This window comes from Chryseobacterium sp. R2ACT005 (assembly GCF_049949215.1).
Lineage (GTDB): Bacteria > Bacteroidota > Bacteroidia > Flavobacteriales > Weeksellaceae > Chryseobacterium.
Genome location: NZ_CP188192.1, coordinates 3,814,237 through 3,829,288, shown reverse-complemented (window position 1 = coordinate 3,829,288; position 15,052 = coordinate 3,814,237). Strand labels below are relative to the sequence as shown.

Annotated in this window: 14 protein-coding genes and 1 tRNA gene; 13 read left to right on the top strand and 2 right to left on the bottom strand. The window is 36.8% G+C overall.

Annotated elements, in window-relative coordinates:
- Window positions 1-65 precede the first annotated feature (65 nt).
- Complete coding sequence (locus ACPF63_RS17540; protein WP_426480768.1) at window positions 66-905, bottom strand: DUF4822 domain-containing protein; 840 nt, start codon at window positions 903-905, stop codon at window positions 66-68.
- 302 nt (window positions 906-1,207) lie between these two features.
- Here ACPF63_RS17540 and ACPF63_RS17535 point away from each other — a divergent pair, with 302 nt between their 5' ends.
- The 5 genes from ACPF63_RS17535 (at window position 1,208) to ACPF63_RS17515 (ending at window position 5,164) form a co-directional block, all read left to right on the top strand.
- Entirely contained in the window at window positions 1,208-1,921 is a 714-nt protein-coding gene (locus ACPF63_RS17535) for a DUF434 domain-containing protein (protein ID WP_426480767.1), read from the top strand.
- Between the two features lie 2 nt (window positions 1,922-1,923).
- Window positions 1,924-2,574, top strand: coding sequence for a hypothetical protein (locus tag ACPF63_RS17530; RefSeq protein WP_426480766.1), 651 nt, complete (start codon window positions 1,924-1,926; stop codon window positions 2,572-2,574).
- Window positions 2,575-2,701: 127 nt separating this feature from the next.
- Window positions 2,702-4,066: an SDR family oxidoreductase gene (locus ACPF63_RS17525; protein WP_426480765.1), complete on the top strand. Its 1,365-nt coding sequence runs from the start codon at window positions 2,702-2,704 to the stop codon at window positions 4,064-4,066.
- 88 nt (window positions 4,067-4,154) lie between these two features.
- Window positions 4,155-4,226, top strand: a tRNA-Gly gene (locus ACPF63_RS17520).
- A gap of 152 nt (window positions 4,227-4,378) precedes the next feature.
- Window positions 4,379-5,164, top strand: a complete 786-nt coding sequence (locus tag ACPF63_RS17515; RefSeq protein WP_426480764.1) for a TatD family hydrolase — start codon at window positions 4,379-4,381, stop codon at window positions 5,162-5,164.
- A 56-nt stretch (window positions 5,165-5,220) separates the two neighbouring features.
- Here the strand turns inward: ACPF63_RS17515 and deoD are convergent, their stop codons facing one another.
- Window positions 5,221-5,931 (bottom strand): purine-nucleoside phosphorylase, encoded by a 711-nt coding sequence (gene deoD, locus ACPF63_RS17510; protein ID WP_219072222.1) that lies wholly within the window; start codon window positions 5,929-5,931, stop codon window positions 5,221-5,223.
- A gap of 261 nt (window positions 5,932-6,192) precedes the next feature.
- On the opposite strand from deoD, the gene ACPF63_RS17505 reads away from it, so the two are divergent.
- From ACPF63_RS17505 to ACPF63_RS17470, 8 genes are all read left to right on the top strand, one after another.
- On the top strand, window positions 6,193-6,582 hold the full coding sequence (locus tag ACPF63_RS17505) for a VOC family protein (RefSeq protein ID WP_426480763.1): 390 nt from the start codon (window positions 6,193-6,195) through the stop codon (window positions 6,580-6,582).
- A gap of 292 nt (window positions 6,583-6,874) precedes the next feature.
- Window positions 6,875-7,531 carry a hypothetical protein gene (locus ACPF63_RS17500; protein ID WP_426480762.1) on the top strand — a complete coding sequence of 219 codons (657 nt, stop codon included), beginning with the start codon at window positions 6,875-6,877 and terminating at the stop codon, window positions 7,529-7,531.
- Window positions 7,518-8,099: a DUF4919 domain-containing protein gene (locus ACPF63_RS17495; RefSeq protein ID WP_426480761.1), complete on the top strand. Its 582-nt coding sequence runs from the start codon at window positions 7,518-7,520 to the stop codon at window positions 8,097-8,099. Before ACPF63_RS17500 ends, ACPF63_RS17495 begins: the two co-directional genes overlap by 14 nt.
- A 12-nt stretch (window positions 8,100-8,111) precedes the next feature.
- Complete coding sequence (locus tag ACPF63_RS17490) at window positions 8,112-9,245, top strand: AAA family ATPase (protein ID WP_426480760.1); 1,134 nt, start codon at window positions 8,112-8,114, stop codon at window positions 9,243-9,245.
- A complete protein-coding gene (locus tag ACPF63_RS17485) occupies window positions 9,218-9,961 on the top strand; it encodes a hypothetical protein (RefSeq protein WP_426480759.1) in 744 nt (247 codons plus the stop codon). Before ACPF63_RS17490 ends, ACPF63_RS17485 begins: the two co-directional genes overlap by 28 nt.
- On the top strand, window positions 9,952-12,330 hold the full coding sequence (locus ACPF63_RS17480) for a hypothetical protein (protein WP_180565172.1): 2,379 nt from the start codon (window positions 9,952-9,954) through the stop codon (window positions 12,328-12,330). Before ACPF63_RS17485 ends, ACPF63_RS17480 begins: the two co-directional genes overlap by 10 nt.
- On the top strand, window positions 12,320-14,017 hold the full coding sequence (locus ACPF63_RS17475; protein WP_219072226.1) for a nicotinamide mononucleotide transporter family protein: 1,698 nt from the start codon (window positions 12,320-12,322) through the stop codon (window positions 14,015-14,017). The genes ACPF63_RS17480 and ACPF63_RS17475 overlap by 11 nt, the downstream gene beginning before the upstream one ends.
- Entirely contained in the window at window positions 14,010-15,032 is a 1,023-nt protein-coding gene (locus tag ACPF63_RS17470; protein ID WP_426480758.1) for a hypothetical protein, read from the top strand. Before ACPF63_RS17475 ends, ACPF63_RS17470 begins: the two co-directional genes overlap by 8 nt.
- Window positions 15,033-15,052 lie beyond the last annotated feature (20 nt).

Below are 15,052 nucleotides of genomic sequence, written 5' to 3'. Positions count from 1 at the left end.
ATTTTAAAATAAGAAACCTGCCCATTACTGAGCAGGTTTCTTCCTTCTTATCAAAAAAATAATCACTACAAAGGCTCCTTATGGTTGACCTTAGTATGAATAATATCGTAAAATACAGATGGATTAGCTACATCTGGGGTAATTCTGTACGTAAATGTAGTTTCATTCAGAAGCAGAATATCCACAACACGGGTAAAAGTAGGCGTGGTAAGCGTTCTCTTCTTCCCATCCGGAGAAATAGACCATGTACCTTCAGATCTCAATACATCATTTAATCCGAAAATTTTAAAAGTTCCGTTAGCTTTGAAGTAAGAATATCCTACATATCCGGCAACACTGGCATCATTTAATGCAACATTATTTCCGCTTTTATCCTTAGCACCAGTCGTTTCCCATGGTGTGGAAGCTAATGTAAGCTGTCCATTAGTTGGTTCTGCATGAGAAGTTCTCGTATGGATGATGTCATAATATACAGACGGATCGCTGGAGTTAGGACGGATTCTGTACGTAAATTCATTTCTGTTTAAAACAAGAATTTCAACATCACGGGTGAAAATAGTCGTCCCATCCGGGTTCAATGCGGCAATAGTTCTTGTCTTTCCCTGTGCATCTACAGACCATGTTCCCATTGATCTCAGCACATCCGTAAGATTGTAAATAGCAAACTTTCCGTTTGCTTTGAAATAAGCAAAACCTACATATCCGGCAACACTGGCATCTGTAAGTGCTACACTATTTCCACTTTTATCCTTAGCTCCGGTAGTTTCCCATGGAGTAGATGATAGTACCTGTGAGGGAGTCTGCTGTTCAATAATAATCTCATTATCATCACTTGAACATGCAGTGAAAGATGCTGATAACAGCACAGCTGCAGACAGATAACATAATTTTTTCAGTGTATTCATAAGGGTATTTTTTAAGTCTTTGCAAACTTATTCCTAATAAATATCAAAACTTTGTACAAAATATCTCTTTTGTTGTAGAAAACATAACAGATCAGGAAATAGAATGAAAGAAAGTGGTATTCACATGTATTTCTATTTAATAATCTCCATATTGATGTCAAAATAGGACTTTTGAATCGGCATAATTTCCCTCTTTTGGAGGGGTGGCGAAAATTCAAAGAATTTTGACGGGGTGGTTTTAATATCCCGAATAAAAATATATTTCTTACCATAAAAATTCATCAAAAATTCTATTTTTGAGTATGAGTAACAGAAACCGCGGAAAAAATACGGGCGATGATCCCCTGTTCGGTTCAGAGAAGCAGATCAGTAAACTGAAATTGGCTGTTGAGGATATGCGGTATCTTCTCACCAGAGAGTACCCGGAAAAAGCAGCTTCTGAACTGGTTGGAAACAGATATAGATTGAAAACCCGTCAGATACAAGCTTTGCGGGGAGCTTCAGCATCAGATTTACAACTTTACAACAGAAGGTTGAAACACGTGGAAGCTTTAGATTTAAAAGGAAAAACGGTTTACCTTGACGGTTTTAATGTCCTGATCCTGCTGGAAAGTCTGCTTTCCGAAGCTTATATTTTCGAAGGACTGGATGGCTGCATCCGTGATCTTTCCGGTGTTCATGGAACCTATAAAAGAGTTAATCAAACCCTGAGAGCAGTGGAATTGGTGGCTGCTTTTCACCGAAAAAATAAGATTCAGAAACTGGTATGGATTTTTGACAAACCGGTTTCCAACAGCGGAAGAATAAAACAGATTATTCTTGAATTTGCAGAACAGCATCAGCTCAATTGGGAAGGTGATCTGCAGTACAATCCCGATAAATTCCTGGCGGAAAGTTCAGAAATCGTTATTTCTTCAGATGCCTGGATTCTGGATCACTGTAAAGAATGGTTTAATTTGATTGGATATTTGATCACAGAAGAAAGCCTTTCTGTTAATCTCATCAAAACGAAGTAAATATGAATCTGTTTCAACCTTATATTTCTCTGTTTTCAGAAACATGGAAAAGCAAGTATAAAGCTATTTTAGCAGAAGAATATCTGGAAACTCTGGAGAAAAATATTCATAAGTTTAAGGAAAATATTTTAGAACTTCACCGCCCTTATTTTAATGAAGAAATAATCATTGACAGAAAAGAAAGCTTTGAAAAATTCATTGATATTCTTGAAAGTAATGATGCAGATGAGGTGAAAACAAAACTTCTGGAAGCAATTTCGTTTGAACATTGGCTGAATATTTTAGGCCAAAGATTAACCTCCGCAAGCATCCGCGATGAAAGTGCGATCCCACCTTTAAAAACAATCCTGATCAATGCTTGTCAGGAATCTTTCAATAGTGAAATTACCATTGCACAGAGAGCCTGGGAAAAACATATCGGAAGAATGGATGATGATTTCTGGGGCGAAATCAAAGGAAACAATCAGCAGAAACAGGAGAAAGTAATGATGAAAATTCATGATATCCTTGACAACAGAACCTGGTGGAATGTTTTTTTTCATTACAAACATAAACTGGTTTTTGAAATCAGGGAAAAAGAAGGCCACGGCATCCGTTGGAGCCATGGAGGAACAAAATTAATTGGGTTTCTCGAAAAATTTATCAATGAATAAATACAGCATAAACATCTGTGTCATCTGCGAAATCTGTGGAAAAATAAAAACTATTTTTCATCCTCTTTTAACTGCGTAAAAACATTGCGCATTATACTTCTAGTTTTGCAGATATAAAACGGAAGCTATGAACAAATCAGATCAACAATTTTCAGCCGAAGAATGGGAAACATGTCTCAAGGTTTTGAATGCTCTGAAGGAAGATCCTTTCATGAACCCTGATAACAAAATATTTTCAGGACTGATTACTAAGATTCATAAGAACGCCAAAAAACAAAGCCGTTATGAAAACTACTCTGAGATGAAGTTTCATGATCTGGCTGTAAATTCCAATTCTGTATTGATGCAGAAGGCTTTGGCGGGAATTTCTGCTTATTATGATAATGAAAAAGAAGAAATACAGCTCACAAAACTTCAGATTCCGAAAAACTGCTACTGCTGTAACCAGAGCTATCAGTATGCACACTCTTTTTATTCCAGATTATGCCCTGTTTGTGCCACAGAAAACTATGAAAAACGTTTTGAAACGGCAGATCTTACAGGAAGAAACGTAATTCTGACAGGAGGAAGAGTGAAGGTAGGTTTTGCCACCGCATTGAAGATGTTGAGAAATGGGGCCAATTTGGTTTTGACAACCCGTTTTCCGGCACTGGCACTGGAATTGATGCAGCAGGAGGCAGATTATGACAACTGGAAAGACAGACTCTGGATCTATGGTCTGGATTTAAGAAATCTGAAGGCGATTCAGGATTTTATAGACTTCTATAAATTTAATTTTGATACACTGGATATTCTGATCAATAATGCAGCTCAAACCATAAAATATCCTGATGAATACTATCTTCCGATTATAAAACGTGAGAAAGAAAAACTGATAGAATTTAAAGATATTCAAACCCTGATTCCTAATCAGACAGAAATTTCAAGTGAAACAGCAAAACTGGAATATGCTCATAATGAAGAAACTCAGATTGCGCTTACCCGTTTTGGACAACCGGTGGATAACAGAGAAAAAACCAGCTGGAATTCTACTTTGGAGGAAGTTTCTATGTATGAACTGGTAGAGGTAAACCTCATCAATCATATAGCTCCTTATTTTCTGATCAAAGAGCTGAAGCCAATGATGAAAAACTCTGCGTTTAAAGAGAAATTTATCATTAATGTTACTTCATCAGAAGGAATTTTCAGCTACGAGAATAAAACGGTTTTTCACCCGCATACCAATATGACAAAAGCAGCTTTGAATATGATGACTCTGACGTCTGCAAAAGAATTTGAAAACGATCAGATCTATATGAGTGCCGTAGACGTAGGATGGATTTCTACAGGAGCTAAGGAAAGTCTTAGAAAGAAACAGTTTGAGATGGGATACATTCCGCCGCTGGATTCAGTGGATGGTGCAGCGAGAATTCTGCATCCTGTCATAGAAGGAATAAAAGGAAATTACCTGAGTGGAGTTTTATTGAAAAATTATAAAGTTAATCCCTGGTAAAATCCATACGGAGATAATAGTAATAATGGAAAAATACATTTTGCTAAAATGAGTTGCAGGTTCGATTCCTGCTTATCTCCCAACTATTGAAACGGTAGCTCAACGGAGGAGTGTTGGCCGTCCACGTAAGAGGTTGCGGGTTCAATTCCCGTCCGTTTCACAAGAGTACACAGTTCACAAGGAGAAGCTGTACTCCCAAAGTAAATTGGAGATAATAGTTTAAATGGAAAAATAATTCCTGCACAGAATGGTTGCGTGTTCGAATCACGCTTATCTCCCTAAGAAAATAGTGTGTAATAAAAATTAAAAACAATGAACATATACATTGATATTGGCATTAATCTGACCAATAAACAGTTCTATAATGAACACGAAGAAATTATCAACCGAGCGTTGAACCATGGTGTAGAACATATGATTCTTACAGGAGCCAGCGTAAGAGGAAGCAAAGAATCTGCTGAGATTGCAGAAGAATATATGGAAATTCTATTTTCGACAGCGGGAATTCATCCTCACGATGCCAAATCGTTTAACGGCGAAAGTATCGGGGAACTCAGGAAATTATTAAAACAGGATCATGTGATTTCAGTAGGAGAGTGCGGATTGGATTTTGACCGTGATTTCTCTCCGAGACCCATTCAGGAAAAATGTTACAAAGCCCAGCTGGAACTCGCTATAGAAGTGAATAAACCCCTTTTTCTTCATGAAAGATCAGCGTTTAAAAGATTTAATGAGATCACAGATGAATATCTTTCCCAATTACCTGAAGCTGTTGTACATTGCTTTACGGGGACATTGGATGAAGCGAAGCTCTATCTGGATAAAGGATTTTATTTAGGATTCACAGGCGCAGTCAGTGATGAAAAAAGATTTAAACACCTGGAAAATGTTATAAAATATGTTCCTCTCGACAGGATGATGATTGAGACAGATGCTCCTTTTATGCTTCCGAAAAATATGCCCAGAATGCAGAACAGACGAAATGAACCCTCTTTTTTACCTTATGTAGCACAAACGATTGCCCATCTGAAGAAGATAAGCATTTCCGAAGTCGCAGACGAGACCACAGAAACGGCCAGAAATTTTTTCAGACTATAAAAAAGAGCTCTACTGATAAAGTAAAGCTCTTTTTTTATAAGCAGAATAGTCTTTTCTTACAAACTCTTTATTGCTGATTCCAAAGCCAGTTCCATCATTGGATTCAAAGCTTTTTCTCTTTCGTCAGCAGAGATTTTTTCGTGTGTCGGAATGATATCCGTTACTGTAAGAATAGTCGCTGCATTTTTTCCTAAGTGTTGAGCATTGGCAAATAAACCGAAGGCTTCCATTTCTACTGCAGGACAGTTATATTTTGTAGCAATTTCCGGAGTCGCAGGATCTTTTCTGTAGAAAATATCACTACTGTGGATATTGATTGCTTTAGCATTTAAAGATAAATCTTTAGCTGTTTCATTGATGGTAGTAAAGATATTCCCCTGGTGAGAAAGGATTTCATCTTCAATTCCCCATGCATATTTGGCATAAGTACTTTCGCTGGCTGCTTTATCAATATTTAAAATATCAAAAAGTTTAAGATCTGTATTGTAAGCACCACAAGTCCCGATTCTGATGATCGTATCTACTTCATATTCTGTATACAGCTCAAAAGAATAGATTCCGATACTTGGGAAACCCATTCCACTGGCTCCTACAGTGATCTCTTTGCCTTTATAAAGACCTGTATAATAAAAAATTCCTCTGGTTTTGCTTACCAGTTTAGCATTTTCTAAATAATTTTCAGCAATATACTGTGCACGAAGCGGATCCCCCGGCTGCAATACTACTTTAGCAATTTCTCCTTTTTTTGCACTGATGTGAATACTCATAATGTTATTTTGAATGAGCAAAGATAATAACTTTTAGATTGTCTCCATGATTACGATAATGGAAACAATGAAGCCATCTTATATCAACAGAATATATAAGATGTTATCAATAAATACCTTAAATAATATTATATATGGAGTCTTTTATATAATTCAAAACGTAATCTGGTAAATACAAAGCAATAAAAGAATAATACGGAGCAGGTGTGGTGAAATCAGTCAGGCTAGTTTTGCAGTGATAAAACAATAAAATTTTTAGAAATGAAAATAGAGCATATTGCCATTTGGGTTAAAGATCTTGAAAAATCCAGAGCATTTTACCAGAAATATTTCGGAGCCGTTTCCAATGAAAAATACCATAATCCTATCAAAAATTTTCAGTCTTACTTTTTAAGCTTTGAGAATGGCTGCCGTCTTGAAATCATGAACAGGCCGGATATTAAAGAAAGCAAAAAATCTTATGAAGCTCAACAGTATGGAATCATTCATCTTGCATTCTCTGTGGATAGTAAACAAAAAGTAGATGAACTTACAGAAACATTGAGAAAAGATGGATATGAAGTAGCCGGAGAACCTCGTACCACCGGAGATGGATATTATGAAAGCATAATCCTTGACCCGGAAAAAAATATCATTGAAATCGTAGCCTAACCCGTCATTGCGAGGAGCTTCAGCGACGAAGCAATCTCATATAGGTTGGAAAACGCAAAGGCAAAAGATTTTATTTCCGATAAAATTCAATACTAAGAATTGTAATTCTAATAAAGCAAATCACTGCGAAGTATCTATGCTGAAAATCTCAGATTTTCTTGCGCATTAAAACAGCATAACATTTATCATCTTTTGCGCCTTTGCGTTTTCCCACCCTTTAATTCCATATTTAACACGAATCTTCTCCTCAAAAATTTTATTCTCAACGAAATAATTTTATTTTTGTTAGATCATGGAAACCAAGTCACCGTTTTTAGACACGATCTTTTTGCTTCGTAAGGAAGAATGTATTACGCTTTTCTCGAGCTTACAGCAAATTTCCCCTCAGGAAGAGGTGGAAGCAGGAGATTATTTTGAAACAGAATTTGAAAAAGAAAGACTGGAGTTTCTATCCGGCCAACTTACTTGTAACAAGGAAACTGCCGTCTGGGCGGCAAAAATTCTCTATCACAGCGCACAGCTTTATCTGATCAGAGAAAATACAGAGAAAAATATTGAAAATCTTATTCCCGCATTTAAAGGAAGTCTGGACGTTTCTTCTATCTTATCCGCAGACTTATCACTGAGGTTTCTACCACAGGTCATTGTTGCTTTAAACTCTGTAGATCCGGAAGATCCTTTGATTGCCATGCTGGAAGATATTCTGACACAGTTTCACTATTCAGGAATAGGGTACGATCTCGATCTTAAAAATGTAAATTGGAAGGAAGAATTGAAGGACAAAACTTACAGAAAATTATATCTGGAAAGAATTGTTGAGAAAAAAGATTATAAACTGGCGGAAATTCCGTTCATTAATAAACTAATAACTGCCGAATTCGGAATATACAAAGATGCATTCTGGCGGGAACTAAAAACGATAACCGAAGACCACAATGAAAACGTATGAGAAAGTATTTGAATTTTTAACTGACCCCACAAAAGAAACCTTCCTGAAGTGCCGTGAACTGGTGATCAATGATCCTGAATATGATCCTTATTCCGAAGATATTGAAAACATCCAGAATTTACTCAATGAAGGAAAATTTGAAGAGGTTATACCATATGTAAATGTCAATATTCTATTAAGTCCGAGAGCACATATTTATAAATGTTTTGCGTACAAGGAACTGGGCGATGAAAAAGGAAAGAATATTGAAATGACAATCGCTCAGATTATTTTTGAATGTCTTGAAAAAACAGGAGACGGAACTAAAGATTCTCCCTATATTATTACAAGAATTTCGGATGAAAGAGATTTGATCAGACATCATCTCAATAAACAGGATGTATCACAAAATCTGGTCAAGGATGGAGATAAGATCATGGATGTGCTAACACTCGATGATGGAACTCTATTATACTTTGACATCAAAGATCCTTATCAGAGACTTGCTTTTTCATTCAGTAAAAGAAATGAACAGGCGGAAAGTAAAGATGAAGAGAAACCTCAAAAGAAAAAATGGTGGAAATTTTAATTTTTTAAATCAATGAATCAGAATATAAATCAACTCAATACAGTTCTTAACTACGTAAAAGAAACTTTTGTAGGCAAAAATGATGTCGTAGATCTGTTGGGAATATGCCTTTTGGCAAGAGAAAATGCCTTTTTGTACGGTCCTCCGGGAACAGCAAAATCAGCTATTGTCAGAACATTGGCAAAAACAGTGAAAGACGGCAAAAACTTTGAATATTTATTAACCCGCTTTACAGAACCAAACGAAATCTTCGGTCCTTTTGATATCAGAAAACTGAAAGAAGGAGAACTTCTAACCAATACAGAAGGAATGATGCCAGAAGCTTCCATGGTCTTCCTGGATGAGATTTTTAATGCGAACTCTGCTATTCTGAATTCCCTTTTGATGGCACTTAACGAGAAGATTTTTAAAAGAGGAAAAGAAACAAAACACTTACCTGCACTGATGTTTGTAGGAGCAAGTAACGTTCTTCCTGAAGATGAAGCATTGAACGCATTATTTGACCGTTTTCTGGTAAGAATTAATGTAGATTATGTAAATCCTGAACTATTACAACAGGTACTTTTAGCCGGAAGAAAACTGGAAAACCAAGAAGAAACTGAAGTTCCCGAGATTCATGCCGATGAGATCAGGCAGCTCCAGAGCCTATGCTGGACAATAGACCTTAAACCCATTTATGAAGTATATCTGAATACCATTATGAGTCTTCGGAATACAGGAATTGCTATTTCAGACCGTAGAGCCGTAAAGCTTCAGAACCTGATTGCCGCAAGTGCCCTGATCTGCGGAAGAAAAGAAGCAGTGCTTTCTGACCTTTGGGTGTTGAAGCATATCTGGGATACAGAAGAACAGATTGAAATTCTGGAAGGAATTATCAACAGAACCATAGAAAAAGACGAGCACCCAGATTCCCATCCACAGGCTATGCACAACAAAACACCCAATCCTGAGGAAGTGATGAAAGATGTGACAATTCTTGTAGAAAAATGGAATGGCGGAATGCTGAGCTTTGAAGAACAGAATGTAATAAAAGATAAACTGAGATATCTGCAGACCCGTTGCGACTGGATCAGAAATCCGGAACAGAAACAGTATATCCAGCAAGAAATTGAAAGCTTATGGCAGAAAATCCTTCAAAGCGTTTAAAAGAATTCTGGGCAGAACTTCCCCGTGCTGATGAAGACTTTCTGGGCTCTATCAGAGACTGGAAAAATGTTCAGATCGCAGTGGATGAAGAAACAATCTGGCTGAAAGGCTTTACTGACGAACAGGTAGAAGCTCCGGAAATACAACAGTTACCGGACTTTATCCTGTATGAACTTCGGGAGGGTCTTTTATTCAGGAAAGAGGCTTTGGTTCCAAGTAAAAAAATGAGGACAGCATTGCTTTGGATACCTATAGACAAGGCATTGCAGCTTACTTTTCCACCTTCCAATCAAAACTATTTTGGAATTCATGAACAGGTTCAGGTAAGAGTAAAAGAAAGCAATGAAGAGCAGCCGGTGATTGCTTTACTGAGTAATATTACTGATATTAAAGAAAGTATCGCTGCATTACCTAAGTTTAAACTGGAAAAAATAAAATGGACTATTTTGGGAGATAAAGCCCTGTTTATAGGGATTCCATTATTAAGCTTTCCCGGAAAAACATATTGGGCAAAAGACAGGCATTTATTGCCGGCCGGGTTGGATTTTGAATTTAAAAACCTAAGCACACTTTTACAGCAGAAATATAATAAAGATCTGGAAGGATGGTTACTTTGGGATGAAAATGGAAATTACCTTTTAATAAAAGAAATAGATTTCCGCCCATTGTCCGTAAGCTCATTCCGTCTTACAGAAAAATCAAAAGAATGGAATTAAAGGCCTATTTCCAGTCCTACGAAAATTACTTTTGGGAATGGAAAACTGATGAAGATGTTCCTGGTGATTCCGGGTATCATGACAACAATCTCCTCTCGGTACCGGGAGTGGGAGCGATAGCATACAGGCCCTATGTGATGGAGATTCTCAAAGAACTTCAGCCACAGGGATGGCCTCCGTTTGGAGCCCTGCTTATGGTTTTATATGCGATGCAGGACGGTTATATTGATTTTGCCGGCCCTTTGAGACGTACCGCTGAGTTTTACAGCATTGGAAATTTTGATTTCAATGCAGAAAAAGAAATTCAATTTCTTGAAAAAATACAATCACTTCCTAATGTTTATAAGCAGAAGCAAAACAGAATTGTATTGCTGCAGACTTTATTCAGCAATGGCCACAACAGAATATCTTCAGTAAATGCTGAAGCAAATATAAGAATCTATTATAAGCGGCCGCATGAGCTTGTTTCCAGTGCAGAAAAACAACATGCCGGTCCATCTGTTTTAAACAAAGATTTAAGCGCATTGAATCTGAACGAAAAATTTCCTACAGTACAATCCATCATTGATGCGATGAAGGGACTGGTTGAAGAACCTGAACTGGATGATGAGGTCATAAAAGAAGAAACAACGACGGATACGGATAAAGATTTTATCAAAGAATTAATTGAAGAACCAAAGACATTTCAGGTAGGAAGTCTCATCAAAAGAATATGGAGTGGTCTGAAAATTCCGATGCGCCACCTTTCTCCCGGAGAACAGCCTATCGGAGGAATTTCTGATATGACCAACAAAGGTGATTTTCACAGGATGCTTCTTTCTGAGTTTGCCAATGAAGATGATATATTCATGAATCGGGTAGCCAATAATGAAGCTCTTTACATTCAAAGAGAGATTCCGCCTGAAGAAAATATTTTTGAAAGAATTATCCTGATAGATACTTCCCTCAGAAACTGGGGAACTCCAAAAGTTTTGGCTTTTGCCTCTGCAATAGCTGTTATCAAACATCCGAAAGCCCATTCTGAATGTAAAGTTTTTGCTTTAGGACAGGCAGGAGTTCCAATTGCGCTTAACAAAGTGGAAGAAGTGGTGGAAAACCTCAATCAGGTAAGTCCGGTTTTGGAAGTGTCAGAAGCATTGGAAAGTTTTTTTAACCAGGAACATACTGAAAAAGATATTGAAGTTTTCTTCATTACCCATCAGGAGAATATGGAGGATGAAAAAGTTCAGCGGGTAGTTCTTCAGAATAGAGACAGACTAAAGTTTCTGGTGACTACAACATCAGATGGGGAAATTAATTTTTATAAACATCATAAAGGAGCCAGAAAACATATTCAGAAAATAAAACTTCCATTGCAGGAACTATGGGCCAATCCGCCACAGCAAAAACGGTCTGTTCAGAACTTCAATGGAAAGAAAACCGATCTTCCACAAAATTATCCGATTTTATTCCCAACCCCTGTTAATAAGATCGCTAAGTTTTTATATGAAGGAGAATTTTTTATTTTGAGTTCAAAAAAGCAATTATTGAAGACTTATCTTTCTGATAATTATTACGACAAACATTCCTATGATTACTATAAAACACATCATGGCTGTGAAGTGTTGTTTGATAACATTTCCATAAAACCAAAAGGACAGTTTGCCCTTGCAAAAGACAAACAGCAGCACTTTATTCTGTGCCAGTATCAGTCTGATCAAAAATTAATATCAAAGCTTAATCTGAATACAAGAGAATATTCTGAGCAGAATCTTACAGGAATGAATATTCCGGAGTCCTACAAACTGATTTATTTTGGGCGGAGTTTTTATCTGCATCACCCGGACAATTCTACCCACTATAAAATAAACAGAGATGGAAATATTTCTGTGGAACCTATTACCGGAAAAGATAAAGAATTTGAAAAAAATAATATAAAGGCCGAAGCGGAAGTTGCCAAACTGAAGGGAAGCGGATTGAAGATTATCAATAATTTCAACAAAATAGGAATCAATCAATATGAAAATCTGGTTATTTCCGGACATGAATTGTACAGTGCTTCAGAAAACACACTGGATTTTTCCAAAAATAAGTATGAGATTAAAATTTTTGCTGAGCAGAATAAAAATAAATTTACATTCCCCGACGGAAGTGAAATTATTACAGATTCACGGGGAATGCTGACTTTCCGGAGCAGCAATAAGAGTATTGAAGAATTTTTCCTTCCTTCCACATCTCATGGATTCCTCTCTTTGGCAACCTATACTGAATTTGGCGGATCAGAATATTATCTTCCGGAACATGCCCTGTTGAAAGTAAGAACAATGGACGATATGTGCGACAGGTTTTTGAAACCGTTTATAGAACAGATTTTGGATTATGGAGCTTAGAATAAAACCTTTCCCGAAAAATAATTATCCCAAAACGGGGCTTTTGATCAGAGGCTCTTCACCTGTGGTATGGCTTCAGGAAATGGAAATGCTTGGAATTAATGTAAACCAGATAAGATCTTATGCAATTCCTGCGGACAATCCCAATGTACTGTATGGTTGTTTCCTTGTTTTTACTGACAATGCTCCGCAGGAAATAGGCAGAAATGCTTACTTTCAGTGTGTAGATAACAGGCTTTTCATTCCTGAAAATACTACTTTTTATCCCAAAATAAATCCGGAAGACTGGGCGCAGCTTGATTCCCGTTTTCTGATTATGCATCCCGAATTCGGCCTGGTAAAACTATCTGAGGAAATCGACTGGATTTCATTAATTCAACAGCCCGGTATTATAGACGAAAGCATCAGAAAACCACTGAACGGAGTTTCAATTCCTCAAAAAATAGAAAGCTATACCGTTGAAATTGATGACGAAAAAGTGATGGAAGCATTACAGCCAAAGCAAACCGAAGAAGAATGGATGAATAACCTTCCGTTTGACCTTAAAAAAGTAATGGCCGGGAATAAAAAAGAAATAGAAAAATACTTACAATACATTGAAAAATATCCTGAAAGAGCAGTAGATCTAGGCGTTTCTCTGGATGTTATGGGAACTTCCAGAGGAGATGGCTTTGGCAAATTTACCTGGCTGGAAGGATTATTTGGCGGAGGTTCCGGAGGTAAAACCGACAGTGCAAGAACAAGAAATTTACGCAGAATTTTCTGGGCAGTAATTATCGTGGCTATCGTCTTAAAGATTGCGTTGCCTTCAGATAAAAATAATCCCGATCAGGAAGAAAATACAGCCTCTTCCGGAAAAATTGCAAACAACGCTGTAAAAGCACCTTCTGATATGATTGCTTTCCAGTCCGGAATTTCGGAAATTGATCTGAAGATAGATTCTATATATCATCAGGAGAGAAAAGAATTGTCCAAAGAACTTATTCATGCCGGGATCATAGAATCCAAAACAAAAGAAGACAAGGAGAATTATAAAAAAGCTGGCGGAAGAGAGGTCAGTGAAATAGGAAGAGACATTGGAAAGCTTGTGAATAAAGAAAAACAAAGCAGAGATTCTCTTAAAACCATTTATACCCAAAAGATTACAAAACATCTTGAACAAAATACAGAAAAACTGAAACGTAAAATTTCAGATTCTCTAAAACAGTATACCAAAGGAAAACCTGTAAACGGAGAAGTCGTAAAATTCCTTCTGAAAAAGAGAAAAGCTTTGATGGCTGATTCCTTGGGAAAACTTTACGGTACATTTGATATTGTAGACCCTTCTTCTGCTTCCATTGACAAATCAAAAGTGAAAGCAGTGGGAACGGAAGGAACGCCATTGGAGAATAAAGCCCCGGTTTCAGATATTATGTATATGGTGATCCTGATGATTGCAGGAGTAGGATTGTATTTGTTTTTATTTAAAAATAAATCATTAAATCTTGGTGGTGATAACGTACCTGTATGGGTAAAATTTATTTTAATAGCAATCCTTGTGGTGATGCTGGTGTACTTATTTTATCCATTAGTAAAAATGTTTGGCTACAATTGGTTTGTATGGGTTCTCGTAATCTGTGTGATGCTGCTCCTTTATCGATTGTTCAGAGATGATAAAACCATTTTAAAATCCGATGATGATGAATAAACAGAAATTTATAGACAAATTTATGGCAGCATTCCTATTGCTGGCTATATTTAAGGTCATCGGAATCGTTGCCCAGTTATTTCATGAAAGCTTTTGGAGTGTAGTCGGAACATTGGCTATTTTCTTAATTGTAGCCGTTATTATCCTTCTCGTGATCACTTCTTTAAAAGATAAAGAACAAAACAGCAGAAATTCAGCAGGAAGAAAAGGCGGAGGAAGCAGCAGTTTCTATTTGGAAAATTCACTTTTTGACAGAATACGAAGCAAATACGAAGAACTCGCTGAAAAATATATTGCTGAAAACGATTATAAAAAAGCAGCCAGAGTCTATATGAATCTGCTGCAGGATAATTACAGAGGTGCAAAAACACTGGAAAATGGTGGATTCTACAATGAAGCAGCCGTAGTTTATCTTAAAAAGCTGAACAACAAATCCGATGCTGCAACCTGCTATGAAAAAGCAAAGCAATACAAAAAAGCCATTGACCTCTATAAAGAAATGGAGCAGAAAGAAAAAGTAGGCGATCTCTATAAAGAAATCAATGATCTTAAAAATGCCCACAACTATTATCAGATGGTTGCAGATGACTATACCGTCAATAATCAAATGGTGAAAGCTTCTTTGGTATACCGCAAAAAAATGGAGAAAACGGAAGAAGCACAAAAAGTACTGCTGAAAGGTTGGGAAGAAGATAAAGATGCATTCAATTGTTTGAATAACTACTTTGCCAATATTTTTGATGTTAAAAAACTGGAATCTGAAATTCAGCATTTATATCAGAAAACTCCGGCCCACAAAAAGATCACTTATCTGGAGGCTCTGAAATATGAATTCAAAAAAGATCCCAAATTGCATACAGCAACCAGAAACATAGCCTATGAAATAATTGCAGAGAAAGTAGCCACGCGTTCAGAAATTGTCAATGAACTGAAATTCTTTAATCCTGATGATGAAGTGATTCTGAAAGATATTTCAAGATTCAAGACAGGAAGAAATAAAATGTTTAGAAATTAAAGAAAAGATATAGAAGTCGC

Coding starts and splice junctions, on each gene's coding strand:
- ACPF63_RS17540 (WP_426480768.1), bottom strand. CDS start 905: ATGAATACACTGAAAAAATTATGTTATCTGTCTGCAGCTGTGCTGTTA.
- ACPF63_RS17535 (WP_426480767.1), top strand. CDS start 1,208: ATGAGTAACAGAAACCGCGGAAAAAATACGGGCGATGATCCCCTGTTC.
- ACPF63_RS17530 (WP_426480766.1), top strand. CDS start 1,924: ATGAATCTGTTTCAACCTTATATTTCTCTGTTTTCAGAAACATGGAAA.
- ACPF63_RS17525 (WP_426480765.1), top strand. CDS start 2,702: ATGAACAAATCAGATCAACAATTTTCAGCCGAAGAATGGGAAACATGT.
- ACPF63_RS17515 (WP_426480764.1), top strand. CDS start 4,379: ATGAACATATACATTGATATTGGCATTAATCTGACCAATAAACAGTTC.
- deoD (WP_219072222.1), bottom strand. CDS start 5,931: ATGAGTATTCACATCAGTGCAAAAAAAGGAGAAATTGCTAAAGTAGTA.
- ACPF63_RS17505 (WP_426480763.1), top strand. CDS start 6,193: ATGAAAATAGAGCATATTGCCATTTGGGTTAAAGATCTTGAAAAATCC.
- ACPF63_RS17500 (WP_426480762.1), top strand. CDS start 6,875: ATGGAAACCAAGTCACCGTTTTTAGACACGATCTTTTTGCTTCGTAAG.
- ACPF63_RS17495 (WP_426480761.1), top strand. CDS start 7,518: ATGAAAACGTATGAGAAAGTATTTGAATTTTTAACTGACCCCACAAAA.
- ACPF63_RS17490 (WP_426480760.1), top strand. CDS start 8,112: ATGAATCAGAATATAAATCAACTCAATACAGTTCTTAACTACGTAAAA.
- ACPF63_RS17485 (WP_426480759.1), top strand. CDS start 9,218: ATGGCAGAAAATCCTTCAAAGCGTTTAAAAGAATTCTGGGCAGAACTT.
- ACPF63_RS17480 (WP_180565172.1), top strand. CDS start 9,952: ATGGAATTAAAGGCCTATTTCCAGTCCTACGAAAATTACTTTTGGGAA.
- ACPF63_RS17475 (WP_219072226.1), top strand. CDS start 12,320: ATGGAGCTTAGAATAAAACCTTTCCCGAAAAATAATTATCCCAAAACG.
- ACPF63_RS17470 (WP_426480758.1), top strand. CDS start 14,010: ATGAATAAACAGAAATTTATAGACAAATTTATGGCAGCATTCCTATTG.